The sequence below is a fragment of the Hymenobacter psoromatis genome (assembly GCF_020012125.1).
GTDB lineage: Bacteria > Bacteroidota > Bacteroidia > Cytophagales > Hymenobacteraceae > Hymenobacter > Hymenobacter psoromatis.
Genome location: NZ_JAIFAG010000001.1, coordinates 1,867,759 through 1,893,646 on the forward strand (window position 1 = coordinate 1,867,759; position 25,888 = coordinate 1,893,646).

19 protein-coding genes are annotated in these 25,888 nt (G+C 61.9%); 9 read left to right on the forward strand and 10 right to left on the reverse strand.

The features are described from left to right. Positions 1–51: 51 nt before the first annotated feature. Positions 52–807, reverse strand: coding sequence for a TrmH family RNA methyltransferase (locus LC531_RS07955; RefSeq protein ID WP_223649780.1), 756 nt, complete (start codon positions 805–807; stop codon positions 52–54). Between LC531_RS07955 and LC531_RS07960 the strand changes: the two genes are divergently transcribed. Beyond that, a complete protein-coding gene (locus LC531_RS07960) occupies positions 798–3,632 on the forward strand; it encodes a BamA/TamA family outer membrane protein (protein WP_223649781.1) in 2,835 nt (944 codons plus the stop codon). The genes LC531_RS07955 and LC531_RS07960 overlap by 10 nt on opposite strands. A gap of 130 nt (positions 3,633–3,762) precedes the next feature. Here LC531_RS07960 and LC531_RS07965 read toward each other — a convergent pair whose 3' ends face one another. Then, positions 3,763–5,940, reverse strand: coding sequence for an alpha-ketoacid dehydrogenase subunit alpha/beta (locus tag LC531_RS07965; RefSeq protein WP_262903268.1), 2,178 nt, complete (start codon positions 5,938–5,940; stop codon positions 3,763–3,765). Between the two features lie 209 nt (positions 5,941–6,149). Between LC531_RS07965 and hemF the strand changes: the two genes are divergently transcribed. From hemF to LC531_RS07985, 3 genes are all read left to right on the forward strand, one after another. Next, positions 6,150–7,046 (forward strand): oxygen-dependent coproporphyrinogen oxidase, encoded by an 897-nt coding sequence (gene hemF, locus LC531_RS07975; RefSeq protein ID WP_223649782.1) that lies wholly within the window; start codon positions 6,150–6,152, stop codon positions 7,044–7,046. A gap of 117 nt (positions 7,047–7,163) precedes the next feature. Next, the gene (locus tag LC531_RS07980) at positions 7,164–7,745 is read left to right on the forward strand and encodes a phosphatase PAP2 family protein (RefSeq protein WP_223649783.1); all 582 of its coding nucleotides are present in this window, start codon (positions 7,164–7,166) and stop codon (positions 7,743–7,745) included. A gap of 507 nt (positions 7,746–8,252) precedes the next feature. After that, positions 8,253–9,494, forward strand: coding sequence for a DUF418 domain-containing protein (locus LC531_RS07985; protein WP_223649784.1), 1,242 nt, complete (start codon positions 8,253–8,255; stop codon positions 9,492–9,494). A 35-nt stretch (positions 9,495–9,529) separates the two neighbouring features. Here the strand turns inward: LC531_RS07985 and LC531_RS07990 are convergent, their stop codons facing one another. Together LC531_RS07990 and LC531_RS07995 are read right to left on the reverse strand one after the other, a co-directional pair. Then, on the reverse strand, positions 9,530–10,138 hold the full coding sequence (locus LC531_RS07990; protein ID WP_223649785.1) for a riboflavin synthase: 609 nt from the start codon (positions 10,136–10,138) through the stop codon (positions 9,530–9,532). Positions 10,139–10,419: 281 nt separating this feature from the next. Then, positions 10,420–11,838: a sugar transferase gene (locus LC531_RS07995; RefSeq protein WP_223649786.1), complete on the reverse strand. Its 1,419-nt coding sequence runs from the start codon at positions 11,836–11,838 to the stop codon at positions 10,420–10,422. A gap of 255 nt (positions 11,839–12,093) precedes the next feature. Between LC531_RS07995 and LC531_RS08000 the strand changes: the two genes are divergently transcribed. The 3 genes from LC531_RS08000 (at position 12,094) to LC531_RS08010 (ending at position 14,187) form a co-directional block, all read left to right on the forward strand. Continuing rightward, entirely contained in the window at positions 12,094–12,831 is a 738-nt protein-coding gene (locus tag LC531_RS08000; protein ID WP_223649787.1) for a protein-L-isoaspartate(D-aspartate) O-methyltransferase, read from the forward strand. A gap of 142 nt (positions 12,832–12,973) precedes the next feature. Then, positions 12,974–13,453 carry an acyl-CoA thioesterase gene (locus LC531_RS08005; RefSeq protein ID WP_223653879.1) on the forward strand — a complete coding sequence of 160 codons (480 nt, stop codon included), beginning with the start codon at positions 12,974–12,976 and terminating at the stop codon, positions 13,451–13,453. 14 nt (positions 13,454–13,467) lie between these two features. Next, the gene (locus LC531_RS08010; RefSeq protein WP_223649788.1) at positions 13,468–14,187 is read left to right on the forward strand and encodes a hypothetical protein; all 720 of its coding nucleotides are present in this window, start codon (positions 13,468–13,470) and stop codon (positions 14,185–14,187) included. A gap of 146 nt (positions 14,188–14,333) precedes the next feature. On the opposite strand, the gene LC531_RS08015 is transcribed toward LC531_RS08010, so the two are convergent. The 5 genes from LC531_RS08015 to LC531_RS08050 form a co-directional block, all read right to left on the reverse strand. Beyond that, complete coding sequence (locus LC531_RS08015; protein ID WP_223649789.1) at positions 14,334–15,458, reverse strand: TlpA disulfide reductase family protein; 1,125 nt, start codon at positions 15,456–15,458, stop codon at positions 14,334–14,336. 203 nt (positions 15,459–15,661) lie between these two features. Next, positions 15,662–17,122 carry an Asp-tRNA(Asn)/Glu-tRNA(Gln) amidotransferase subunit GatB gene (gene gatB / locus LC531_RS08020; RefSeq protein WP_223649790.1) on the reverse strand — a complete coding sequence of 487 codons (1,461 nt, stop codon included), beginning with the start codon at positions 17,120–17,122 and terminating at the stop codon, positions 15,662–15,664. A 177-nt stretch (positions 17,123–17,299) separates the two neighbouring features. Further along, entirely contained in the window at positions 17,300–18,940 is a 1,641-nt protein-coding gene (locus tag LC531_RS22830) for an OmpA family protein (RefSeq protein ID WP_269808156.1), read from the reverse strand. 350 nt (positions 18,941–19,290) lie between these two features. Next, positions 19,291–20,217: an SPFH domain-containing protein gene (locus LC531_RS08045; protein ID WP_223649791.1), complete on the reverse strand. Its 927-nt coding sequence runs from the start codon at positions 20,215–20,217 to the stop codon at positions 19,291–19,293. Between the two features lie 191 nt (positions 20,218–20,408). After that, positions 20,409–23,039, reverse strand: a complete 2,631-nt coding sequence (locus tag LC531_RS08050) for a valine--tRNA ligase (protein ID WP_223649792.1) — start codon at positions 23,037–23,039, stop codon at positions 20,409–20,411. Positions 23,040–23,373: 334 nt separating this feature from the next. On the opposite strand from LC531_RS08050, the gene LC531_RS08055 reads away from it, so the two are divergent. After that, entirely contained in the window at positions 23,374–24,207 is an 834-nt protein-coding gene (locus LC531_RS08055) for an IS982 family transposase (RefSeq protein ID WP_223649793.1), read from the forward strand. A 471-nt stretch (positions 24,208–24,678) separates the two neighbouring features. Further along, on the forward strand, positions 24,679–25,332 hold the full coding sequence (gene aat, locus LC531_RS08060; RefSeq protein WP_223649794.1) for a leucyl/phenylalanyl-tRNA--protein transferase: 654 nt from the start codon (positions 24,679–24,681) through the stop codon (positions 25,330–25,332). Between the two features lie 164 nt (positions 25,333–25,496). On the opposite strand, the gene LC531_RS08065 is transcribed toward aat, so the two are convergent. After that, on the reverse strand, positions 25,497–25,847 hold the full coding sequence (locus LC531_RS08065; protein ID WP_223649795.1) for a 4Fe-4S binding protein: 351 nt from the start codon (positions 25,845–25,847) through the stop codon (positions 25,497–25,499). Positions 25,848–25,888 lie beyond the last annotated feature (41 nt).

Consider the following 25,888-nt stretch of genomic DNA (forward strand, 5'->3'; position numbering starts at 1 on the left):
GGTGCGCACGACAATGCTCGCGGCGCTCGCGCCCGAAGTGGCAACTTCGCGCTACGCGTTTCGAAAGAAATTATCTACTAAAATAGCCGCCGACACGGCCACGTTCAGGCTTTCGGCCCTACCCCCTGGGCCGTGCGGAATGTGCAGGCGGCGCGTGAGGCGGGCGGCTACGTCGGGGCTGAGGCCGTGGCTTTCGCTGCCCATGATTAGTACGCCGGCTGGTTGCAGGTGCAGCTTATGTACATTATCGCCTGCTAAGTCAGCCCCGTAAATCCCTACCCCCTCGGGCAGGGTGGGCAGCCAGGCGGGCAGGTCCACGTCGGCCCACACGGGCACCCGGCCGAACGCGCCCATGCTGGCGGCCACAGCTTTGGGGGTGAAGGGGTCGGCGCAATTTTCGCTCAGCACCAAGCCGGGCAGGCCGTACCAGTCGGCCAGCCGCCAGAGAGTGCCAAGGTTGCCAGGGTCGGCCACGTGGTCGAGGGCCAGCACGAGGCGGGTGGCGGGCAGCTGGGGGGGTAGGGCAACTTCGGGCGGGCGGCGCACTACGGCGAGCGCGGCGGCGTTGGTTTGCAGGGTGCCGAGCTGGGTCAGCTCCTCGTCGGTGGCCAGGTGCAAGGGGGCGGCGGGCGGGGCGGGCAGCTGCGCAACGAAGGCGGGGGTAGCCAGCAGGTGCTCCACTTCGAGGCTTGAGGTGAGCAGTTCCAGCACGCTTTTAGCCCCTTCGACCAGGAAGGCGGCGTGGCGCTGCCGATATTTGCGCTGATGCAGCGACCGAACGTATTTGGCGAGAGCTTTTGAGACCATTAGACCAACAAAGTAACGACCGGCCGCGCGTCGGGCCGGGCCGCCTGCGGGCCGGGCTGCTGCCGGGCCTAGCTGCCCTGCTGCTGGCCGTGGGCTGCTCGCCACTGCGCCTACTCCTGCCGCGGCAGCGCCTGCTGACCAAGGTGGAGGTCGAAAGCCAGGGCCTGAGCCCGGCCCAGCAGGAGCGCATGCTGACGCTGGTGCAACAAAAGCCCAACCGCACCTTGCCCATTCCGAAGCTGGCCGTGTACCAGCTGGGCCATTCGGTATACGACTCGACGCGCATTGAGCGCAAAATTGCGGGTATCAAGGCTACGTATGCGGCCCAGCTGGCGGCCGCCCAGGGCGACTCGGGCCGCACCAGCAAGCTGCTGGCCCACCGCGACCGCCTCTTGACCCGCAAGCGCCAAGTCCTGGAAAAAGGCAACGCTATTATGCGCCTGGGCGAGCCGCCCGTGATTTACGACCCCAGCCTGAGCCAGCGCACCGTGGACCAGCTCACGACTTACCTGCACGCGCAGGGCTTTTTTCGGGCCAAAGTCAGCTACGCCGACTCGGCGCGCTCCAAGCCCAGCCTGATTGCCAAAACGCTGCGGGCCGTGGGGCTGCGCCAGCCCGTGCGCCCCGTGCCGCTGCGCGACTCGGCCGGCGAGCGCCTGCACCGGCTCGTAACCGTGACGTACCAAGTACATGAAGGCCACGGCTTTACGCTGAGCCGCCTCACGCGCAGCATCCCCGACTCGGGGGTGGCGCGGGTGCTGGCAGGGGTGCGCAGCGCCACCCTGCTGCACGTGGGCGATGCGTACAACGAGGACCTCATCGGCCAGGAGCGCCAGCGCCTCGAAACTACCCTCAAGAACGCGGGCTACTACGATTTTCGGGCCCAGTACATTACCCTGGAGGCCGATACCAGCTTTGAGAAGGGCCAGGTGCGGTTGCGGCTGCTAGTGGCCAGCCCGCCCGGCGGCCACCGCGCCTACCGCCTGCGCAACGTGCTAGTGCTCACCGACGTGAGCCAGGCCCGCGCCCTACGCCTGGCCTCGGGCGACACGACCCGGCCCGGCCGGCGCCGGGCGCGGCGCGCCGCGCCGGCCGCCGACTCGGCCGCGGCTGGCACTACCGGCCGCATCTCGACGGCGACCATGCCGGCCGGCGTCACGGCCGCCGCCGTGGCCGACTCGCTCGCGGCCCGGCGGCGGCCGGGCGGCCCCGTGGCCCGGCGCGACACTACCCTGGCCGATTCGATACGCTTCCTGAGCCGGGGCGCGCTGGCCATCAACCCCACTATTCTGGCCCGGCAAATTACCGTGCGGCCCGACCAGCTTTACAGCCAGGCCCGCACCCAGCGCACCCAGCGCCAACTGTCGGGGCTCGATATGTTTCGGTTTAATACCTTGAGCTACCGCAAAGTAGAGGAAAACGGCCAGCGCCCTGATGGGCCAGCCGCCGACAGCAGCCGGCAGCTGGCCCCTACCCCCCCGCCCGGCTCCGGTGCCGGCCCGGCCGCCGCGCCGGGCCTGCTCGATGCCATTATCACGACCTCGCCCAGCCCGCGCTTTTCGGAAACCACCGAGGCCGGCGGCACCTACGTGGCGGGGCTGCTGGGGCCTTTCGGCAACCTGCGCCTGAAGTGGCGCAACCCCTTCGGCGGGGCCGAGGTGCTGGAGCTGAGCGCCCGCGCTGGCGTGGAGGGCCAGCTGGCCCAGGTGGGCGACAGCAACAATATCGCGGCCACCTACACCGTCCAGCTCGGGGGCACGGCCTCGCTGCTGCTACCCCAGGTGCTGGCCCCCTTTCACCTGGGTGGCTTCCTGCGCGACTACCAGCCGCGCACCCGCCTCGCGCTGTCCACCACCTACACGTCGAGCACCTACTACACGCGCAGCAATACCGAGCTGACGTTTGATTACCTGTGGAGTACCTCGGCTTACCAACAGTACATCTTCACGCCCATAGACCTGGGCCTGGTGCGCACGCGCAGCATCAGTCCCTTTTACCAGCGCCGCCTCAACTACCTGCGCGATGTGCTGGGCAGCCCGCTCTACCGCTCGTTTCAGCCCATCTACGAGCCCAGCTTCAGCTTCACCTCGCTCTATAATTCCAACGATTTCAACCAGACCCGCGCCTCGGCCCATTACCTGCGGCTGTTCGTGGAGCTGGGCGGCCTCACCCGCGGGCTCTACCGCGAGGCACCGTGGTTCCAGAAAACGGGACTTTCAGTGTACAACTTCGCCAAATTTACGGCCGACTACCGGCGCTACGCCCGGCTCTCGCCCACTACTTACCTGGCCTGGCGGCTGAATGGGGGGGTAGTGCATGCCCTCACCCGCTCGCCCGACCAGCTCGACAACCCCTACGTGCTACCCTATAACAAGTACGTGTTTGCGGGCGGGGCCAACAGCGTGCGCGCCTGGACGGCCCGCCGCCTGGGCACCGGCTCCTACGCCACGCGCTTCGCCGACGGCTCGCGCGACTACTACACCGAGCAGCCCGGCGAGCTACTGCTCGAAGGCTCGGCGGAGTACCGCTTCCCGGTCTATTCCTTTATCAAGGGCGCGCTGTTCACGGACTTTGGCAACGTTTGGGCCTTGCAGCCCGATGCCAAGCGGCCGGGAGCCGATTTCCAGCTCAACTCCTTCTACCGACAGTTCGCGGTGGGCTCGGGCTTCGGCATCCGCATGGATTTTACCTTCCTCATCCTGCGCTTCGATGTCGCTACCAAGGTCTACGACCCCACCGACGACGCGCCCTGGCTCATCCGCCGCGCCCTGCGCACAACCACGAACCAGACGGTGGTAAACGTGGGGTTGGGCTATCCTTTTTAGGGATTAGGGTTCAGTGATTAATCCAGAACGTCATGCTGACGAAGGAAGCAGCTCGCCTGCGCAAGTAATCCTAACGGTTGATGTTAGTTACGCGGGCGAGCTGCTTCCTTCGTCAGCATGACGTTCTGGATTAATACTTAAGCAACTCCCCCAGCACTACTCCTACCTTTTCGGCGCTCGGCAGCATCTGCTTTTCCAGGGCCACGTTGAGCGGGATGGCGGGCAGGTTGGCCGCACCTAAGGTGCGCACGGGCGCATCGAGACGCAGGAAGCACTCGGTTTGGATGCGGCCGGCCAGGCTTTCGGCAAAGGAATTGAGCAGGGGCTCTTCGGTGAGCACCAGCACTTTACCGTGGCGGCCCACGGCGGCCTGCACGGCGGGCCAGTCGAGGGGGTTGAGGGTGCGCAGGTCGAGTACCTCCACCCGGCCGGGGTAGGCACGGCTGGCCGCCAGGGCCCAGTGCACGCCCATGCCGTAGGTGATGACCACGCACGTGCCGCCCCGCGCCAGCTCGGCCGCCGCGGCCGGCTGCGCAATGGCGGCCTGGCCCAGCGGAATGACGTAGCCGGCGGCCGGCTCCACGGTTTTGGCGGCCTCGGTGCCGGGCACCTTGCCCCAGTACAAGCCCTTGTGCTCCAGCATAATAACCGGGTTAGGGTCCAGAAATGCGGCGCGCATCAGGCCCTTCATATCGGCCGCGTTGCTCGGGTACACCACCTTGATGCCCCGGATGGTGAGCAGCGTGCTCTCGATGGAGCCCGAGTGGTAGGGCCCACCCCCGCCGTAGGCCCCGATGGGCACCCGAATGAGCGCCGCCACCGGAAACTTACCCATCGTGAGGTAGCACGATTTGCTCAGCTCCTCCACTAGCTGGTTCAGAGCCGGCCAGATGTAGTCGGCAAACTGAATCTCGACGATGGGGCGCGCGCCCACCGCCGCCATGCCCGCCGTGCTACCCACAATGTACGCCTCCTGAATGGGCGTGTTGAACACCCGGCGGTCGCCATATTTTTTGGCCAGCAGCGCGGCTTCGCGAAACACGCCGCCCAGCTCGCCGCCCACGTCCTGGCCGTAGAACAGGGCCTCGGGAAACTCGCGCAGGATATCGTCCACGGCATGTAGGGCGGCTTCCACCATCAGCACTTTGGTGGCCCCGGCGGGGGCGCGCTCGCCGGCCTCGGCAGTCACGGTGAGGGGCGCGAACTCGTGGTCGGCAAAGGTGGCGGGGTCGGGGTCGGGCGCGGCCAGGGCGGCGGCCCAGTCGGCGGCCACGGTGGCGCGGGCCTGGTCGGCCAGGGCGGTCAGCTCGGCCTCGGTGGCCCCGGCGTGCAGCAGGCGGCGGTGCAGGCGGGGCAGCGGGTCGTTGGGCTGGTGGGCGGCCAGGTCGTCGCCGCGGTACCACTCGCGGCGCACGCCGCTGGTGTGGTGGCCCAGCAGCGGGCACTTGGCGTGCACCAGCACCGGCCCGCGCCGGGCGCGCACGTGGGCAAAGGCATCGCTCAGGCCGCGGTAGGAGGATAGGACATCAGCCCCATCCACCCGCAGCCGGTGCAGGCCGGGGAAGCCGGCGGCGAAGTCGTAGGCATCCATTGCCCGCATTTCCCGGCCCGTGGCCGAGATGCCCCAGTCATTATCCTGCACCAGGTACACGATGGGCAGCCGGTGCAGCACGGCCATTTGCAGCGCCTCGGCCACCTCGCCCTCCGTCATGGCCCCATCACCGATAGAGCAGAGCACGAGCGGGTTGGAGTTTGAATTAAAAATTAAAGATGAAGAATTGAAAATTGCGTCGTTAGCCTGAGCGGGTTTATCACCAGCGTCATTTTTAATTTTTAGTTTATCGTTTTTAATTGCTTCCAGATACTGAATGGCCTGCGCCATGCCCGTGGCCGGAATGGCCTGCATGCCGGTGGCCGAGCTTTGGTGCGGAATGACGGGCAGGCCCGCCCGGCGCAGGCTGGGGTGGCTGTAGTAGGTGCGCCCGCCGCTGAAAGGGTCGTCGCGCTTGGCTAAGAGCTGGAGCATCAGCTCATAAGGCCGCAGGCCCAGGCCCAGCAGCAAGGCATCGTCGCGGTAGTAGGGGGTAGCGTAGTCGTGCTCGGTGAGCAGAAAGGCGGCGGCCAGCTGCACAGCTTCGTGGCCGCGGGCGGTGGCGTGGACGTAGCGGGCGGCCACGGCCTTCTGGTCCTCGTAGAGGTCGGCCATCGCGGCGGCCGTGTGCATGAGCAGGTAAGCGCGGGCAAGCAGGGTGGTTTCGGGCACGGTATCGGGGGCCGCGGAGGGCGCGGCAGGAGCATCGGCGGGCATGGGCGGGGTAGGAAGAGCCAGTGGGAACGGTAAAATTACGCCGCCGCCCGACCTTTGAGTTTTGAATGGGTAATCGTTTGTCATTGCGAGCGCAGCGCGGCAATCTTTCCTTCCACTGGGGGTAGTAACTCCAACGATGCAAACGACAAGGAAAGATTGCCGCGCTGCGCTCGCAATGACAAACGATTACCCCACTACCCCTTAAAAAAATGTCCCGCTCCGACATCGCCGCCTGGCTTCAGGATTTTCAAACCCGCCTCTGCGCCCAGCTCGAAGCCGCCGACGGCGGCGCGGCCCGCTTTGGGCAAGACGACTGGCAGCGGCCGGGCGGCGGCGGCGGCCACTCGCGGGTGCTCGAAGGCGGCGACATCCTGGAAAAGGGAGGGATAGGATTTTCGGCAGTAGAAGGCGAGTTGAGCCCGGCCGCCGCCCGCCAGCTGCACCTGCCCGACCCGCACTTTTTCGCCACCGGCGTGAGCGTGGTGCTGCACCCGCGCAGCCCCCGCGTACCCATCATCCACATGAACGTGCGCTACTTCGAGGCCGGCAACGGCGAGGCGTGGTTTGGCGGCGGCATTGATTTGACGCCCATTTACGTGAATGAAGCCCAGGCCCGGCGCTTTCACGAGCGCCTGAAGGCGGTTTGCGATGCCCATAACCCTACCTACTACTCCCGCTTTCACCAGTGGGCCGACGACTATTTCTACCTGCCGCACCGCGACGAAACGCGGGGGGTAGGCGGCATTTTCTTCGACCGCCTCACCGTGGGCCAGGACGGGACGGTGGCAGAGCTATTTGCCTTCGTGCGCGACGTGGCGGAGATGTTTGGCCCCTTCTACACCGAGTTGATGCGCGAAAACCACGCCCTCCCCTACGGCGAGCGCGAGGAAGCCTGGCAGCTGCTGCGCCGCAACCGCTACGCCGAGTTCAACCTGGCCTTCGACCGGGGCACCCGCTTCGGCCTTGAAACCGGCGGCCGCACCGAGAGCATTCTCATGAGCCTACCCCCCCGCTGCGGCTGGGCCTACAACCCCGCCCCGCCGGCGGCCGGCTCGCCCGAGGCCACTACCCTGGCCTGGCTGCGCAAGGGCGTGGAGTGGATGTAATAGCTTGTCATGGCGAGGAGGAACGACGACGCAATCTTTCCTAATCATTGGTTTCAGTCGTGTGAAGAAGAAAGATTGCGTCGTCGTTCCTCCTTGCCATGACAGGCTTTTGTCACCATGCCCCTACCCCCGCTGCCTCACCTCACTGACTTCGACCACCGCGTGCTGCTGGCCATCAACCACGCCCGCACGCCGACGCTGGATGCGGTGATGACCTTTGCCTCCCAGATTAAGGTGTGGTTTCCATTTTACGCGGTGCTGCTGGGCTGGCTCATCTACCATTTTCGCCGCCGCGCCGGGCGGCTACTTTTGCTACTGGCCGCCACCGTGGCCCTGGCCGATAGCATCAGCAGCCGCGTGTTTAAGCCCTGGGCAGCCCGCGCGCGGCCCTGCCACGCCCCCGACCTGGCCGCGCAGCTCTACCTACCCGATGGCTGCGGCGGGCAATATGGTTTCCTGTCGTCACACGCCGCCAACGCGATGGGGCTGGCCGTGTTTCTGCTGCTGACGCTGCCGGCTGGCCGCTTCCGGGCCCTCAAAATCGGGGTGTTTGGATGGGCGCTGCTGATTTCGTACAGCCGCGTGTATTTAGCCGCCCACTACCCCCTCGACGTGCTGGCCGGCTGGCTGCTGGGCGCGGCGCTGGGCGCGGGCGCGGGCTGGGCATTTCGACGGTGGGATGGGGTAAGGGGCGTTTGATTAAGTTTATAGTATTACAGCATAATTTTAGTAGGCGTATTTAAATAAATCCTAATAGAATAAATTTTTAATGAAGAAATTAATCTGCGCACCAACTCTGGCTGCGCGATTGCCCATTTAACTAAAATTTACCGCGGCGCTAATTGAGAACACCTTGTAAATTAACATGTTGCTTAGGGGAAAAATTGCAATTAACAACTGTTTGGGATGGCAGGACTATGCCCGGTCAATGGTACGTCGTACAATATGTCACCTTGCGGAAAAGCAATAATTTATGGCGTTAAATCAACGCAGCGGGGCGGGTTGCTGGCCGGGCTCAACCCCACTGGGCTAATAGGCCATAGGCTATCTTACTATAGGGGAGGCATGCTGTGAATTATCAGTTTTAGCCTGCATAAATTCGTCATTTATTGCAAAATTTGGTAGCATTTTTTTACTGTAGTACGTAAGTTGCCGCAATGTTAAGAATTCGAACCCGACCAAGCTTTCTCATTGACACCTACCAACTTGCTGCCAACCACTACCCAAGCCCTACTCCCTACCCCGGTCAAGGCCGCCCGCCTACCCGTAGTCGATGCCCTGCGCGGAATAGCGCTGCTGGGCATTCTGGTGGTGCATTGCAGCCGCTGGTTCACGGCCGATGCGCTACCCGCGCGGCTGTACCGGCTGCACGGCGCGGGAGCCCTCAACGCGCTGGTAATCGGCAAGGTAGAGCTGCTGCTGGTGGATAAATTCTACACCATCTTCTCGTTTTTATTCGGCTTGAGCTTCGCCCTGATGCTGGGCCGCTCGCACGAGGCACCGGGTGTATTTTACCGGCGCTACGCCCGGCGGCTGGGCGTGCTGGCGGGCATCGGCCTGTTGCACTACCTGCACTGGCGGGGCGATATTCTGCTCATTTACGCGGTACTGGGCGGGCTGCTGCTACTCTTCAGCCGGGCCTCCAACGGGGTGGTGCTGGCGTTTGGCTGTCTCTTGGCCCTGAACCTGCCCGTTACCCTGGGCCGGGCCTACGCCGCACGGGCCGCTACCCCGCTCTCCCCGCAAACCCTAGCCATCGCGAAGCAGCAGGCCCTGGCCAACTACCAGACGCTGACGCACGGCAGCTACGCCGACACGGTGGTGGCCAACGCTCACTCGTTTGGCCACTTACTTGATTTTCAGCTCGGTACCGGTCGGGTGTATCACACGCTGGGCTTTTTCCTGCTGGGGCTGTACGCTGGCCGGCGGCGGCTGTTCGAGCAGCTGGCTGACAAGCGGGCGTTGTTCTGGCGGCTGGGGCTGGGGGCGCTGCTGGCGCTAGTAGCTACTAAAATCGGCATCGTACTGCTTACCAACGCCTACGGGCCAGCGGGGCAGGCCACCGCCCCGGCCCAGGCTGGGTTCGCACTGGTCTACGACATCCGCAACGTAACCACTACCCTCTTCTACCTGGCCGGCCTGACGCTATTCTTCCAGTACCGGGCCGGGCGCTGGGCCGTGCCGGTGCTGGCGCTGGTGGGCCGCATGGCTCTCACCAACTACCTGCTTCAGACGCTAATGGGCTCGCTGCTATTTTTTGGCTATGGCTTGGGGCTGCAAGGTACCAGCCAGCTCTGGGTGGCCTGCCTGCTGAGCCTGCCCATATTTGGGCTGCAAGTGGCTTTTAGTGCCTGGTGGCTGGCACATTTCCGCTTCGGGCCCGTGGAGTGGGCCTGGCGTTCGCTCACGCTGGGCCAGCGGCAGCCACTGCGGTTGGCCCCCGCCTAGCCCCCGAGTGGGGGTAGGGCACCGCGCCTGGCCCCTTACCCAACCAGCAGGCCCTGGCTGGCCAGCAGCCGGGCCACGTACTTGCCCACAATGTCGAACTCCAGGTTCACGCGGTCGCCGGCTTGCAGCTGGTTAAAGCCGGTGTGCGCGTACGTGTAGGGGATAATGGCCACCGAAAATTCGGTGGGCGTCGAGTCAAAGCACGTCAGGCTCACGCCATTGATGGTGATGGAGCCCTTCTCCACCGTGAGGCGCTGCGGCCCGGCCTCGTGGCGGAAGCGGAAGAGCCAGGAGCCATCCTGGTCCTGCACGCTGAGGCACTCGGCGGTAGCGTCCACGTGGCCCTGCACGATGTGGCCGTCGAAGCGCCCACCGGCGGCCAGGCAGCGCTCCAGGTTGAGGTGGCGGCCGGGCTGCCACTGGCCCAGGTTGGTTTTGCGCAGCGTCTCGTCGATAGCCGTAACCACGTGCGTGCCGGCCGCCGGATTCAGGGCTACTACCGTGAGGCACACGCCGTCGTGGGCCACGCTCTGGTCAATTTTCAGCTCCCCCGCGAAGGGCGACTGGATGGTAAAATGGCGGTTGGTGCCTTCGTTTTCGACAGCTACCACGGTGCCGACGGCTTCAATTATTCCAGTAAACATAAACCGCAGATTCAAACTGATTTAACGAATTTCGCAGATACGCCGCTTACGCGGCTGGCTATGCTTTTTGGCCTTTTTACTTTTCAGTAGCCTGCACGCAGCGCATACTGGGTATGAGGAATAACAAACGGGCGGCCATTAGTTATGGATTTTGCAGTACATCCGCAAACAGCCTCCCGTGCAAATACGCTAGCCACCCAAACGCAACCACCTGCCAAAGCGGCAGCTAGCCGCGCAGCGGCGTATCCGCGAAATCCGGTAAATCAGCTTGAATCTGCGGTCTATTTGCCCCGGCCTTCCACGATGATTTTCAGCGTATAGAGCAACACCCGAAAGTCCATCGCCAGACTCATGTTTTCAATGTAGAGGATGTCAAACTTGAGGCGCTCCACCATCTGGGCCACGGTTTCGGCGTAGCCGTATTTCACTTGGCCCAGGCTGGTAATGCCGGGGCGCACGCGGTGCAGGTGGCGGTAGTGGGGGGCGATTTGGACAATCTGGTCGATAAAAAACTGGCGCTCGGGGCGCGGGCCCACCAAGCTCATATCGCCTTTAAGTACGTTCCAGAACTGCGGAAACTCATCGAGCCGCACCTTACGCATGAAGCGGCCCCAGGGCGTGATGCGCGGGTCGTGGTCGGAGCTAAGGGCGGGGCCCAGCTGCTCGGCATTCAGGTACATCGAGCGAAATTTGATAATAGCGAATGGCACCGCGTTTTTGCCCACCCGCGCCTGGCGGTAGAATATTGGCCCCGGCGACGACAGGCGCACCATGAGGGCCGTAAACAAATACACCGGCCAGGCCAGAATCATAAACAGCAGCGATACTCCCACGTCGAGCGCGCGCTTGAGCACCTGCTGCCACACGGGTAGCAAATCCTGCTTGATTTCGATGAGCGGCGTACCGAATAAGTGGTTGACTTTCACCGAACCCAGCAGCATCTGGTACAAGTCGGGCAAGATGCTGATGCGGGCCGGCGAGCCTTCCAGCAACGTCAGGATTTCCTGAATGCGCAGGTGTTCGCTGGGCTCAATGGCAATAATAATCTGCTCGATGGCCAAGCTGCGAATGAGGGCCGGCAGTTGCTGGTAAGCTCCGGGCACGGGTAGCGCCTGGGCCAGCCCGGCATCGGTGGTGGGGCCAATGGGCGTGAAGCCCACCAGCCGTAGACCCAGGTGGCGGCCCGTACGCTGTAAGTCCTGGTACGTGCTCAGGGCCAGCCGGTTGGAGCCCACAAGCAGGGTAGGAAACGAGATAACGCCGCGCCGCACCAAATGCTGCACACTGCTCACGGCCCAGATGCGCAGCACCGCCGTGATGCTGAAATGCAGCACGTAATAGGCCGTAAAGGTCTTGTAGTAAGCGTGGTAATTACTCACGCCCTGGTCGTCGAGCAGCAGAGCAAAGAAGATAATCAGCGTGCCCAGCAGCGCGGCCCGCGCCAAGCGAATCAGCTCGGAGAGGCGCGACTTGCGAAAGATATCGCGGTACTCGCCCAGCAGCGCGTAGAGCGTCGTCCAGAAGGAGGCTACCAGCACGGCCGCCCCCGAAAGATAAATCAGCACCCCTTCGCTGAAGCGATAGCCCGTCGTTTCGCTCAGCAAGTACTTGCGCAGCAGGAAAAACGCCACCCAGGCTAGCAGCGCCGCGCCAAAATCGGCCGCTACGAGCTTGAGATACTGAATTCGGCGGAGCAGCAAGGAGGAGGGTAGCGCGTAGTTTTGTGGGATGCCGCAAAAATAGGGCGGAATGGGGGAGTTAAAAGGTATGAAATAAAATTAAGAGTTAAAGGATATAATTTTCTGCTTTAACTCTTAGCATTTACCTGCTGGCTTTCAACCCTTACCCACATGCTGCGCGCGGGACCTTCGTTAAAGCGGCGCTAGCTGGTAGCATGATTTCTGTACATCGTATCCTTGCGTCAAGCAGCGTTATCCTGCTGGCGCGGGGCCACGATGCACAGAAATTGCGCTACTCCCGACGGTATAACGTCAACGCTTACCTCTCACCTTTCAACTCTTAATTCCATTACGCCTTTCGATACCTATCGCCACCGGGGCCAGCGCCGGGCCCTGGTCACGCACCTGCGCGAGCAGCGAGGCATCCGCGATGAGCGGGTGCTGGCGGCGGTGGGCGCGGTGCCGCGCCACCTGTTTTTCGAGCCGGCCTTCGAGGCCCACGCCTACCAGGACAAAGCTTTTCCCATCGGCGAGGGCCAGACGATTTCGCAGCCTAGCACCGTGGCCTACCAAACCGAGCTGCTGGGCGTGCGCCCCGGCCACCACCTACTCGAAATCGGCACCGGCTCGGGCTACCAGTTCGCGGTGCTGTGCCAGCTCACAACTCACGTGCAAAGTATTGAATTTAAGCAAGTTCTTTACGAGCGAGGGCGGCAGCGACTAGCGGCGCTGGGCCTGCCCACGGCGGGCCTGCACCAGGGCGATGGCTCGCTGGGCCTGCCCGCGCACGCGCCCTACGACGGCATCCTGGTGACGGCCGGCGCGCCTGCCCTACCCCCCGCCCTGCTGCGCCAGCTGCGCGTGGGCGGGCGGCTGGTGGTGCCGGTGGGCTCCGCCGACCCCGGCCAGCAACAGCTGCTGCGCATCACCCGCGAGGGGCCCGACACCTTCACCCGCGAGGAGCTGGGCGACTGCCGCTTCGTGCCCCTGCGCGGCGCGGCCGGCTGGCAGTGATTGCAGTTCTCAGTCATCACTACCCGCAGCAAACGAACTTACCTTTGCCTACCCTCTCCCACCCATTATTCTTGCTTGATACCTGATAATTGACAACTGATAATTGAAAAAGCAACGTCCCGTTTCCGATTCGTTCGTCATCATGACCGAGCTGGTGCTGCCCAACGATACTAATACGCTCCATAATTTGATGGGCGGCCGCATGATGCACCTCATGGACATTGCGGCGGCCATCGCGGCCCAAAAGCACTCCAATCGCATCGTGGTCACAGCCTCGGTCGATAACGTGTCGTTCCGCGACCCCATCCGGCTGGGCAACGTCGTAACGCTGGAGGCGCAGGTAACGCGCGCGTTCAGCTCCAGCATGGAGGTGCACATCGACGTGTGGGCCGAGGATATTCCGAGCGGTACCAAGCTCAAAACCAACGAGGCGTTCTTCACCTTCGTGGCCGTAGACCAGTCGGGCCGGCCCATCGACGTGCCCGAGGCCGTGCCCGAAACCACCGAGGAAATCGCCCTCTACGACGGCGCGCTGCGCCGCCGCCAGCTGCGCCTGGTACTAGCCGGCCGCATGAAGCCCGGCGAAGCCAGCGAGCTAAAAGCGTTGTTTGAACTTCCCTGATTTTTCCGGTTTATATGACTGAGGACGAGCAAAGCGGCACCCTGGCCTTCCTGCAAAACTTCTACACTAACACTACGCTTTATCTGCCGCACGCGGCCGCCGAGCCAGCGCCGGCGGCCGCGGCAGTACCCATTACTCCAGCGGTGCTTCCCGTGGTCGTGGCGGCCCCAGTAGCCGTGCCCGTACCCAGCGTGCCGGCTCCCCTACCCCCCGCGCCGGCCGCCAAGCTGCCCTCGCTCGCTAGTACGCCCCTACCCCCCACGGCCGCACCAATGCCCGCCTCAGTGGCGTCGAGTCCAAATCCAGCATCCGTGCCGCCCGTCGCGCCCTACCTGCTCACGACCTTCGACACGCTGGGCAACAACGCGGCGGGCGTGGTGCTAGTGGTGCGCCTACCCCCCGCGCAGTTCGTGAAGCTACCGCGCAACGTGTTCTTGAACAAGCTGTTGCAAGCCATTGGCCTGGTAATGGCCGACGTAGTGCTGGTGAACGTGGACGGCCCCTACCCCGTGGCTCTTGCAACTCTGCGCAAGGAAATTGCGGCTACGCATATTCTGGCCTTCGGCAAAAACCTGCTCGACGTGGCCGTGCGCACCACCCAGATTTACGAGCCCGTGCAATTCCCGGCCGTGAGCCTGGCTTACCTGGCCGGAGCCGAAATCGAGCTGATTGAATACGATGTAAGCCTCAAAAAGCGCCTCTGGGCCGGCTTGCAGCGGATGTTCTTGAAGTAGCAGCAGCTACTTGCTAAAAACCAAAAGAACGTCCTGCTGACGAAGGAAGCATCTCGCCCGCGCAAGTAATCCCTAACGTTAGGGATTACTTGCGCGGGCGAGATGCTTCCTTCGTCAGCAGGACGTTCTGCTCAAAATAGCTTACACTATTTCAGCACTTCCGCCAGCTTAGCCTGCAGGGCCGGGCCACGCAGGTTTTTGGCGATAATCTTCCCCTGCGGGTCGAGCAAAAAGGACTGCGGAATGGCCTGCACGCCGTAGGCGGAGGCGGCGGCGCTCTGCCAGAACTTCAGGTCCGAGACGTGGTTGGGCCACACCAGGTGGTCGGCGGCGATGGCTTTCTCCCAGTTTTCCTTCTTCTGGTCCAGCGATACGCTGTAGACGGTGAAGCCTTTGCCCTGGCCCTTAAACTGCTCGTAGGCTTTCACCACGTTGGGATTTTCCTGGCGGCAGGGGCCGCACCAGCTGGCCCAGAAGTCCACGAGCACGTATTTGCCGCGCAGGCTCTTGAGCGAGAGCGTTTTGCCATCGGGCTGCGCCAGGTTAATTTCGGGGGCCTCGGTGCCAATAGCCGTGGCTCGCAGCGGGGCCAGGCGCTCGACCAACGCCTGCGTGAAGGGCGAGGCCGGCTGGGCCTTGCGCTGCACGGTGGCAATGGAATCGGCGAAGGCAAAGTCGTCGTCGGGATTCACAAAGCTGAGCGTGGCGAAGCCCGCCGCCACCGAAGTCGCGTTGTGCCGAATGATGGACTTGGCACGGGCCGCGGTGCGTTGCGACAAGTCATTGAATTTCTGCTCGATAACGGCCAGCGAGTCGGTGTGACCGGCCTGGCCGGCGGCATTATAGCGTGCCTTCAGCCGGTCCATCTGGCCACTGGTGGCGTTCAACGTACGCGTCAGCTGCTGAATCACTTCTGAGTCCTTGGAGCCCTTCACGGCGTAGGTGGTGGGTAGGCGCTTGGCGTCGCCGGTCAAGGTGAGGTGGGTGTTGTTGTTAAGCACCAGCAGCACCTGGTTGGGCTCGTCCACCTTGAGCTGGTACACAGCCGCGGTGGCGGGCATGGTACCTTTAAAAACGAATTTGCCCTGGGCATCCACCTTGGCCGTGCCGCGCTCCACAAACTGGCTGCTGGTTAGCTCCGATAAATGCAACGTGGTACCGGCCGGTACATTGCGCAGCTGGCCGCTGATTTCGTAGCCCTCGGCGGCGCTGGCATTCTGGCAGGCATTGGTGAGGCCGAGCAGGGCCAGGGCAACAAGGGTAGGTTTCATATAAGGCATTTTAGTGAGCTGTTAGCTCTTGACTGCTAACTAGTAAGTTGAATGAAGTAAAGCCGCAACAGCTGGCATCTCTACGTTGAACGGCGGGTGCAGGGATTTAGCCGCGCAGCTTGGCGGCCCTACCCCCCTAACGGCCGGGGCCGCCCGCCGGGTTCCGGCGCGCCGGGCGGGCAGACGCGCCGCCGCGGGTTTCCTTACGCTGCCTCCAGGCCCTGGCGCAGCAGCTGGTTGGCCAATTTGGGGTCGGCCTTGCCACCGGTCAGCTTCATCAGCTCACCCATAAACATGCCAGTGAGCGACTTTTTACCGGCCCGGTACTCGGCTACCTTAGCCGGGTTGGCGGCCAGCACCTGCTGCACGAGGGCTTCCAGCTCGCCCGCGTCGGCTTGGGTGAGCAGACCCAGGGTGTCAGCTGCGCCGGTGGCGTTGGCCGTGGGGTGCTCCAATAAATAAGGAAAGAGCTGCTTGCTGGCCACCGAATAGTTGAGCTTACCGGCGTCAATCAGGTCAATGATGCCCGCCAGCTGGCCGGGGTCGAGGGGGAAATCGGCCAGGTCGAGGGCGCGCTCATTGAGGTACGACTTCACGGGCCCCATCACCCAGTTGGCGGCGGCTTTGGCGTTGGGCGTGAGGCGGGCCAGCTCGTCAAAAAACAGGGCTACGTCCTTCTGGTCCACCAGCACCGAGGCGTCGTAGTCGCTCAGGCCCAACTCGCCGGTGAAACGGGCGTAGAGCTGCTGCGGCAAAGCGGGCAGCTCGGCTTGCACGCGGTGCAGCCAGGCATCGTCCACTACCAGGGGGGGTAGGTCGGGCTCGGGAAAGTAGCGGTAATCGTTCAGGGTCTCCTTCGAGCGCTGGCCGTTGGTGGTGCCGCTGGCCGCGTCGAAGCCGCGGGTTTCGGAATCCACCTCGCTGCCGTTTTCTAGAATCTGAATTTGCCGCCGCACCTCGTGCTCGATGGCCCGCTGCACGTTGCGGAAGGAATTCATATTCTTGACTTCCACCTTCGTACCGTACTCGGTGGCGCCTTTTTTCATCACGCTCACGTTGGCATCGCAACGCAACGAGCCCTCCTCCATATTGCCGTCACAAATGCCCAGGTACTGCACCAGCTTCTTGATTTCGGTCAGGTAGGCGTAGGCTTCCTCCTCGGTGCGGATGTCGGGCTCGCTCACGATTTCGATGAGCGGCACGCCGGCGCGGTTCAGGTCCACGAGGGTTTCGGTTTCGCCGGCCAGGTGCATACTCTTGCCCGCATCTTCTTCCATGTGAATGCGCGTGATGCCGATGCGGCGCGTGCTGCCGTCGGCCAGCCGGATATCGAGGTAGCCGCCGTGGCAAATCGGGGTCTTATCCTGGGTAATCTGGTAGCCCTTAGGCAGGTCGGGGTAAAAATAGTTTTTGCGGGCAAACAGGTTTTCGCGGGTAATCTGACAGTTGGTCGCCAAACCCATTTTGAGGGCAAAGTCCACGGCCGTGCGGTTTACGCGGGGTAGTGTGCCGGGGTGGCCCAGGGTAATCACCGAGAGGTTGGTATTAGGCAGCGAGCCGTACTCATTCTCATCCGAAGAGTACATCTTACTGTGCGTCAGCAATTGAGCGTGTACTTCGAGGCCGATAACGGTCTGGTAGCTGGCAAGGAGAGCGTCGTCCATAAAAGCAAAAGTGAGCGGCCCCGGCCAGGTTTCGGCGCGAGGCGGCCGCAAGTTAAAACCGATTTGCCCGGCCGGGGTTGTGGCCGGCCGCGGCCCTACCCCTACCTGCACGCAAAAAAGCCGCCCGCTCCAGACTGGAACGGGCGGCTTTCTAATGCAGCCTACTGGCCGAAGCGCTTACTTACGCTTCTTCGTGGGGGCCTTTTTCAGGGGCGCCTTGCGGCTGCGCGGGGCCCCCGTGCCGGTGGTCTTCTTGCCGGGCAGCTTGTTGCCAGCCGCCTTGATATCGGCAATCGTCGGGGCCGGGCCGTACTTGGCTTCCGCCGCGTTCGTGTCCCCCGTCAGGTAGGGGTCGAAGTCCACCCGGCGGTTCAGGGCCTGGCCCGCCGCCGTCTTGTTGTCGGCAATCGGCTTGGTCTCCCCGTAGCCACGAGCCTCGATGCGGTCGGCCGGGATGCCTTTCTCTAGCATGTACTTACGGGCCGAAGCCGCGCGCTCGTAGCTCAAACGCAGGTTGTAGTCATCGGCTCCCTTGCTATCCGTGTGCCCGGCAATGCTCAGGCTGTAGTCGGGGTAGTCGTTCATAATCTGCACCATCTGGTTCAGCTTGGCGTACGAACTCGTCTTGAGCGTGGCCTTGTTGAAGTCGAAGTTGATGTACTTAGTGGCCTCGTTGAGGATTTTCTTGTCCTCGGCCTTAATCTCGGGGCAGCCTTTGTTGGAGGCCGGGCCGGCCCGGTCGGGGCACTTGTCCTGGTAGTCGGGCACGCCGTCGCCGTCCGTATCAATGGGGCAGCCGGTGGCGTCCACTTTCACGCCAGCCGGGGTATTGGGGCACTTGTCGAGGTAGTCGGCCACGCCATCCCCGTCCGAGTCAAGCGGGCAGCCGGTAGCATCGACGCGCACGCCGGCCGGGGTATTGGGGCACTTGTCGTCGGCATCAGCTACGCCGTCGCCGTCCGCGTCGGGGCAGCCTTGCAGGGCGGCCAATCCCTTCACATCGGGGCACTTGTCTTGGTAGTCAGGTACGCCGTCGCCGTCCGTATCGAGCGGGCAGCCGTTCACGTCCACTTTTACACCGGTCGGCGTGTCGGGGCACTTGTCCTTGCGGTCGGGCACGCCGTCGCCGTCCGTGTCCTTGGCTTTGCCGAAGGCGGCGGTTAGGCCCGCCGAAAACTGCATGTAGCGGTCGTACTTATCAAAGAAGTTGCTGCTGCCGCTGTTCACGCCATCGAGGCGGTCGTCGTCGCGGTCCAGATAGTGCTGGCCGGCCTGCACGAAAACGCCGAAGCCGGGCGTAAGGTGGAAATCCAGACCCAGGGCCACCTGCCCGTCAAACGAGCCAAAGCTGGTGCGGCTGTTGGCGGCCGTCGGGCTGGCGTAGCGGTCGGTATACACGATGGCCAGGCCAGGCTGCAACAGAATATAAGGATGCACGAAAAACTCATCCTTCACGGGCAGCTTGAACTTCAGGCCCAGGCCCAGGTTCGTGACGTTGGCCGAAAAGCGGCGGCCGTTGCTCAGGGCCGGGTTTTGGTTGGTAAAGGAACTGCCGTCGCCGGGGTAGCGCAGCACGGCTTGGTTGCCCGACAGGTTGATATCAAAGCCCTTGGAGATGTAGCGGCTCAGGGTCAGGCCCCCACCGTAGCTGGCGTGGCGCAAGTCCCAAAAGTTGCTGCCCAGGTCGCCCCGGTATTGCAGGGTACTCACGTAGCCGCTGACGCCAAATTTTTGGTCGGCTGTCTGGGCCTGACTGCGCGGCACGGCCGCCAGCAGCCCCAGGCCGACGACGGCCGTGGTGAATAAGGAGTGCTTCATTAGAAAGAAAGCAAGGTAAAAAAAAGGGGTAAGAAGGTCGGATGCGGGCCGTAGAGCCCCGCCGCACGGTGGGGCTCTACGGCCCGCATCCGGGGGCAAAGGTAACCCAGCCAGGCCCCGTTACCCTAAAACCGGGGTTTGGGTTGCGTCAGTGGGGTTGCGCCTGGCTACCTCGCTAGGTAAGCCAGGCTTAGCCGGACCAGTAGCTGATAGCGCTAACGGACCAGCCAGCCCTTGCACCGGGCGGGACTGAAGCGCCTACCAAAGGCTAAGAAGCGCGCAAATGATAACGCAGAGATAACGCCCTGCGCGGGGAAAAACCAGCCGGCCCCTACCCCCCTCAGCGGCGGCTAGCGGCGAGTGCCCTGGTCGAGGTGCTGCAAGGCGGTCATCTGCTTGAGGTTCTTCTCCAAGCCTTCATTCGAGGCATCCAGGAAGATGACGTTGCCCTTTCCCTGCTCGGCAAAGTGCTTGATGGCCTCGGTCCACATCGAAAAATATACCAGGCTGGGGTCCAGGTTATTATCGGTTAGCTCCTGCACGGCGTGGGCCATTCCCTTGGTCACTTCCTCGCGGAAGAGCGCTACCCCCTGCCCACGCAGCTGAGCCGCGATTTTCTCCGCTTCGGCCGAAATCTTGATGGCGTTGCCCTCGGCTTCGGCGGCCTTGGTTTTGGTAATGAGCAGGGCCTGACCTTCGTTTTCGGCGGCGGCCTTCAGGTTGTTGCTGGCCACAACTTTCGCCATCGAGCGCATAATTTCCTCGTCAAAAGCAATATCATTCAACTGCAAGTCAATCAGGTGGTAGCCCCAGCTTTCGAGGGTTTCGTCGAGCTGGTCCTTCACGTGCAGCACAATTTCGCCGCGCAAGCTCAGCACCGCCGCCTGCCGTTGCGTGGCCACAAATGCCCGGATGCTGCCCTCCACCGTGCGGATAAGCGCCTGCATGAGACTGCGCTCGTCCACAAATTTGAAGGCCACGTTTTTGATGGTTTCGTCGGCTTGGTTGAGCACCGAATACACCAGCATCGCCTTAAAGTTCACATTGGCTTGGTCGATGGTAATTGCCTGAAATTCTAGCTCTAAGGAACGGTTTTGGATAGAGATTCGCTTGAAGACATTCTCCACGAAAGGCATCTTGAAATTCAGGCCCGGCATCATCACCCGGCGGTACTTGCCAAATACCGTAACTACCGCCACTGTACCCTGCGGCACAATGACGTAGCTCAGAAATAACGTCAGCAACGCGAGCGCCAACAAAACCAGGGAATAGCTCATAGTGGGGATGAGGGCAGGGTGAAAAGCTGAACGGCCGGCAAGATAAGCGCCGGGCCGCTTGTGCAAAGCCTTTATCATCGCTCACCGCCGGGCATTACACGTAGAGACGCGACCCATCGCGTCTCTCAGCGTTGAACAATCGTTCACGCGCCGGGAAACGCGAAGGGTCGCGTCTCTACATTTTGGCCACGCTACAAGGCCCGCAGGGCTTGTTCGAGGGCCGCGATTTTGGCTTCGGCATCGGCCAGCTTCTGGCGCTCACGCTCCAGCACGTCGGGCTTAGCGTTGGCCACGAACTTCTCATTACTGAGCTTTTTCTGCACCGAGTCGCGGAAACCGACGGTGTAAGCCAGCTCTTTTTCGAGGCGGGCGCGCTCGGCGGCGGGGTCCACCTGCGTATCGAGCGGCACGAAAAATTCGCTACCCCCCTGCACGAAGCTAACCGCCCCGGCCGGCGTTTCCGTCACGACTGATAAGTCGCTGAGGTTAGCGAGCTTGCGCACCAGCGGCGCGTAGGCTTCGAAGGCCGTTTGGTCGTCGGTTTTCACCGCCAGCTCCAGCTGTTTGATGGGGCCGATATTATTCTGGTTGCGCACGTGGCGCACGCCGGCCACGATGGCCAGGGCCTTGTCCATGCCGGCCAGCAGGTGGGCGCTGTTGGGGGGGGTAGGGACCTTGGGCCAATGCGCCACGCACACGTAGTCACGCGCACCGCGCTCGGCCAGCTCGTGCCACAGTTCCTCGGTGATGAAGGGTATGAACGGGTGCAGCAGCTTGAGCAGCGTTTCGAGGAAATCCACGGTGGAGCGCAACGTCTCAGCATCAATCGGGTGCTGGTAGGCGGGCTTCACCATTTCGAGGTACTGCCCGCAAAAATCGTCCCACAGCAGCTTGTATACCGTCAGCAGCGCGTCGCTCATCCGAAACTTCTCGAAGTGCTCATCCAGCACCGCCACGGTTTCGGCCAGCTTGGCTTCAAACCAGCTCACGGCTTGTGCGTTGGCGAAGGGTAGCGCGTTGTCGACTTCCCAGCCTTTCACGAGGCGGAAGGCGTTCCAAAGTTTATTATTGAAGTTGCGGCCCTGGTCAATCAGCTTCTGGTCGTAGAGCAAATCATTGCCGGCGGGCGACGAAAACAGCATCCCGGTCCGCACCGCGTCGGCCCCGAAGTCGCGGATGAGGTCGAGCGGGTCGGGCGAGTTGCCGAGCTGCTTGCTCATCTTGCGACCCTGCGCATCGCGCACAATACCAGTGAGGTACACGTTTTTGAACGGCACTTCCTTGCGGAATTCCAGGCCGGCCATAATCATGCGCGCCACCCAGAAAAACAGAATTTCGGGGGCCGTTACGAGGTCGTTGGTCGGATAGAAATAGTTGATGTCGGCGTTGTCGGGGTCGTCAAACCCATCGAACACCGAAATCGGCCACAGCCACGACGAAAACCAGGTATCGAGCACGTCCTCATCCTGGCGCAGGTCGCTGGCTTGCAGGTCGTTGTTGCCGCTTTGCTCGCGGGCAAGCTCTACTGCCTCGGCCTCATTCTGGGTCACTACAAACGAGCCATCGGGCAGGTAGTAGGCCGGAATGCGCTGGCCCCACCACAGCTGGCGCGAGATGCACCAGTCGCGCACGTTCTCCATCCAAGCCCGGTACATGTTCTTGAACTTGGGCGGGTGCAGCTTGATAGTATCGTTTTCGACCACTTCGAGCGCGGGCTTGGCCAGGTGCTCCATTTTCAGGAACCACTGCAAGCTCAGCTTGGGCTCAATTACGGCCCCGGTGCGCTCCGACGTCTGCACGATGCTAGCGTATTCTTCTATCTTATCTAAAAAGCCGGCTTCCTGCAAATCCTTCACGATGTTGCGGCGGGCCGCAAACCGGTCCTGGCCCACGTACAGCTCCGCCTTCTCGTTCAGCGTGCCGTTATCGTTCAGAATATCAATGACCGGCAGGTTATGTTTCAGGCCCAGCTCATAGTCGTTGAGGTCGTGGGCGGGCGTCACTTTCAGCGCGCCCGTACCGAAGTCCACCGTCACGTACTCGTCCTGAATAACCGGGATTTCGCGGCCCAGCAGCGGGATGCGCACGCGCTGCCCGGCCAGGTCGTGGTAGCGCGGGTCGGTGGGATTCACGGCCACGGCCACGTCGGCCATGATAGTTTCGGGGCGCGAGGTAGCTATCGTCAGGAAGCGGCCGGGCTGGCCCACCACCTCGTATTTAAGGTGGTACATCTTAGCCTGGGTATCCTTCGCAATCACTTCCTCATCGGAGATGGCGGTGCCGCCCAGCGGGTCCCAGTTCACCATGCGCACGCCGCGGTAAATCAGGCCCTTGCGGTACAAGTCCACGAACACGCGCAGTACGGCCTCGGTCAGCTTGGGCTCCATCGTGAAGCGCGTGCGGCTCCAGTCGCACGAGGCACCGAGCTGCTTGAGCTGCTCCAGAATGATGCCGCCGTACTTCTCCTTCCAGGCAAACGCGTGCCCCAAAAACTCTTCGCGGCTCAGGTCTTTCTTGTTGATTCCCTGCTCTTTGAGCATGGCCACTACCTTGGCCTCGGTGGCGATGCTGGCGTGGTCGGTGCCGGGCACCCAGCAGGCCTCTTTGCCCTGCATGCGGGCGCGGCGCACCAGCACGTCCTGGATGGTATTGTTGAGCATGTGGCCCATGTGCAGCACGCCCGTCACGTTGGGCGGCGGAATCACCACGGTGTAAGGCTGCTTGTGGGGGTTGGGTTTGGCTTGGAAAAAGCCCTGCTCCTGCCAGCGCTGGTACCATTTGGCTTCAACGTCGGCGGGCGAATAGGTTTTGGCGAGGGACATGTGGTCGGGGGTCTGCTACTAAGTAGCAAAAGTACGGCAAACCACTAAGGTGCCGCTTTTCCTTACCGCAGTACTACTGGCGCGAGTTTAGCGCAGCGTAACTCGTGACCAGATTTGATGTGGAGGTTGCACCTCCACTGCCGCGCTAGCGGCAAGTCGATATTGCTCGGCTCTTGCTAGCGACCCAGCCGTAGCCTGCCGCGATGCGGCAGATGAGGTACAACCTCATACTTATAATTAACCCAAGTTGCGGAGTAGCGGGAGGGCATAAAAAAGTCTGTTCGGCGTGAACAGGCTAGGTTTGGGTATCTGACCTCCCAATCTACCCTTACCCATGCGCGAACAGACCGTTGCAATGTACTGCTTTCTTGATGATTTGCTGACCCTAACCCGTCCCGTGCGCCCGCTGCCAGCCGACCCGCGCCGTCGCCTGACCGACGCGCAGGTGTTGACCACGGCCTTGGTGGCGGCACGCTTTTTTGGCGGCAATCTGACGTTGGGTCGCCATTACATGGAGCAGCATTGGGGGCAGAACCAGCTGGACAAGAGCGGTTTCACGCGCCGCCTGCACACGCTCACCGATACGTTACTGGCCCTGTTTGCCACCTGCGGCCAGGTCCTGAAAGAGTTGCACACGGAGGCGCGCTACGTCATCGACTCGTTTCCCGTGGCGGTATGTCAAAACATTCGGATTCCCCGCTGTAAGCTCTTGACAGGCAAGACCTATCGGGGCCGCTCGGCTAGCAAGCGGCAGTGGTTCTACGGCTTTAAAGTGCAGATTATCGCCACCAGCGAGGGGGTGCCGGTTGAATTTTATATCCACGCCGGTAGCGAGGCCAATGGTACTGGCATACGGGCGATGGCCGTGGATTTGCCCGACGGCAGCCTGCTCTATACGGACAATGCCTATACTGATTACGCGCTGGAAGACGTGTTCGCCGAGGCCACCGGTGGCCAGCAGTTCACGGCCCGTAAGGCAAACAGTAAACGTCCCCACTCCCCTGCGCAACGTTTTCTGCTCCAGTATTTTCGCAAAGGAGTGGAAACTGCCTTCAGTCAACTCACCGCCTGCTTTCCGAAGCATATTCATGCCGTGACGGCCGCCGGCTTCGTGCTCAAATTAGCCTTGTTCATCTTTGTCCACACCCTCGACCAAGCCGGTTGCTAGTCCGCAACTTGGGTTAAGTAGTCACGAGTTACGGCTTTGCCTAAACTCGCGCCAGTTGAGCTGTAAATTTTGCCCTGTTGCAATAAAATTACCTAAATTGTAAATATATTTTATAAAAATATATTTATTATACTTTTTAAATTAAAAAACAAGATTAGGGAGCCCATAATTACTGCTAGTATACCGCTCAATTTGTACTGAAACAAATCCTTTTCTGTTAATCCTTCAGCTTTCACGCGTCGCATAAATGCAGTATTGTCACTAGAATAGTAGTCGATTATTTTCATCGGTTTAAAAATTCCTAAGTACCCTGTATACATAAGTGCGCTAGAAACGACAATTACTATGGATGCAGAAGTAATATCTGAATCTACTTTCATTATTATCAATATGAAAGAAGTATAAAGCTAGGCAAAGGTAACTTGACTAGCCCCGTAGCGCGAACTTTGCCGACCGCTAGTTTGCTCACCCATGCCTCTCACCTTCCCTACCCCCTCCGCCGCGCGCGATGACCTCGATGGCCTGCTGCTGCTCGGCGGCCAGCCCACCGTCGAAAACCTGGTGGCGGCCTATAGCCAGGGCATTTTTCCGTGGCCGGTGGATGGCTGGCCGCTGGCCTGGTTTTGCCCGCCGCGGCGGGGCATTTTGCGGCTGGCACGCCTGCACGTGGGCCGCAGCCTGGCGCGGGCGCAGCGGCAGTCGCCGTGGCGCATCAGCTTCGACACCGCGTTTGGGCAGGTGATGCGGGCGTGCCAGGCGCAGCCGCGCCCCGGCCAGGCGGGCACCTGGATTACGCCGCAGCTGGTGCGCGGCTACGAGGCGCTACACGCGGCCGGCTATGCCCACAGCGTGGAAGTGTGGGAGGATAACACCTTGGTGGGCGGCCTCTACGGCGTGGCTGTGCGGGGCGTGTTCGCGGGCGAAAGCATGTTTCATTGCCAGCCCAACGCCTCCAAGCTGGCCGTGCTGGCGCTGGCCGAGCACCTGCGGGCGCGCGGGGCCAGCTTCTTCGATATTCAACAGCTGACGCCGCACATGGCGGTGCTGGGCTCGGAGGAGGTATCGCGGGACGAGTTTCTGGCGCTGCTGGCGGCGGAGCAGGGGGTAGGGCGGCAGTTGTTTTAAAAACACCGCAAAAAGAACGTCATGCAGAGCGCAGAGAAGTAACTCGCTCGCGCCGCTGGGTTACTAACCTAACGATTCGAGCGAGATGCTTCCCTTCGGTCTGCATGACGTTCTTTTTAACTTGGTAATTACACTACACTCGGCAAGCTAAAGCTTATTTAACACTACGCTGCTTTATGCAGCCACTGCTGCTTGTTCGTCAGGCGCTCGCGGCTTTCGCGGTGGTCGGGGTCATCGACGCAGCAGTCGACGGGGCACACGGCGGCGCACTGCGGCTCCTCGTGGAAGCCCACGCACTCGGTGCACTTATCGGTTACAATGTAGTAGTACTCGTTCGATACCGGGCGCTGGGGCTCGGTGCCGCCGGCCAGGTGCCCGTCGATGGTTTGTACTTCTTTCAGCGTGGTGCCATCGGCCCAGCGCCACTGCGCACCGCCCTCGTAAATGGCGGTGTTGGGGCATTCCGGTTCGCAGGCACCACAGTTGATGCACTCGTCGGTTATCATGATGGCCATTGCCGTCGTCTCCTTATACTAGTGAGTAATTTTGCTATTCA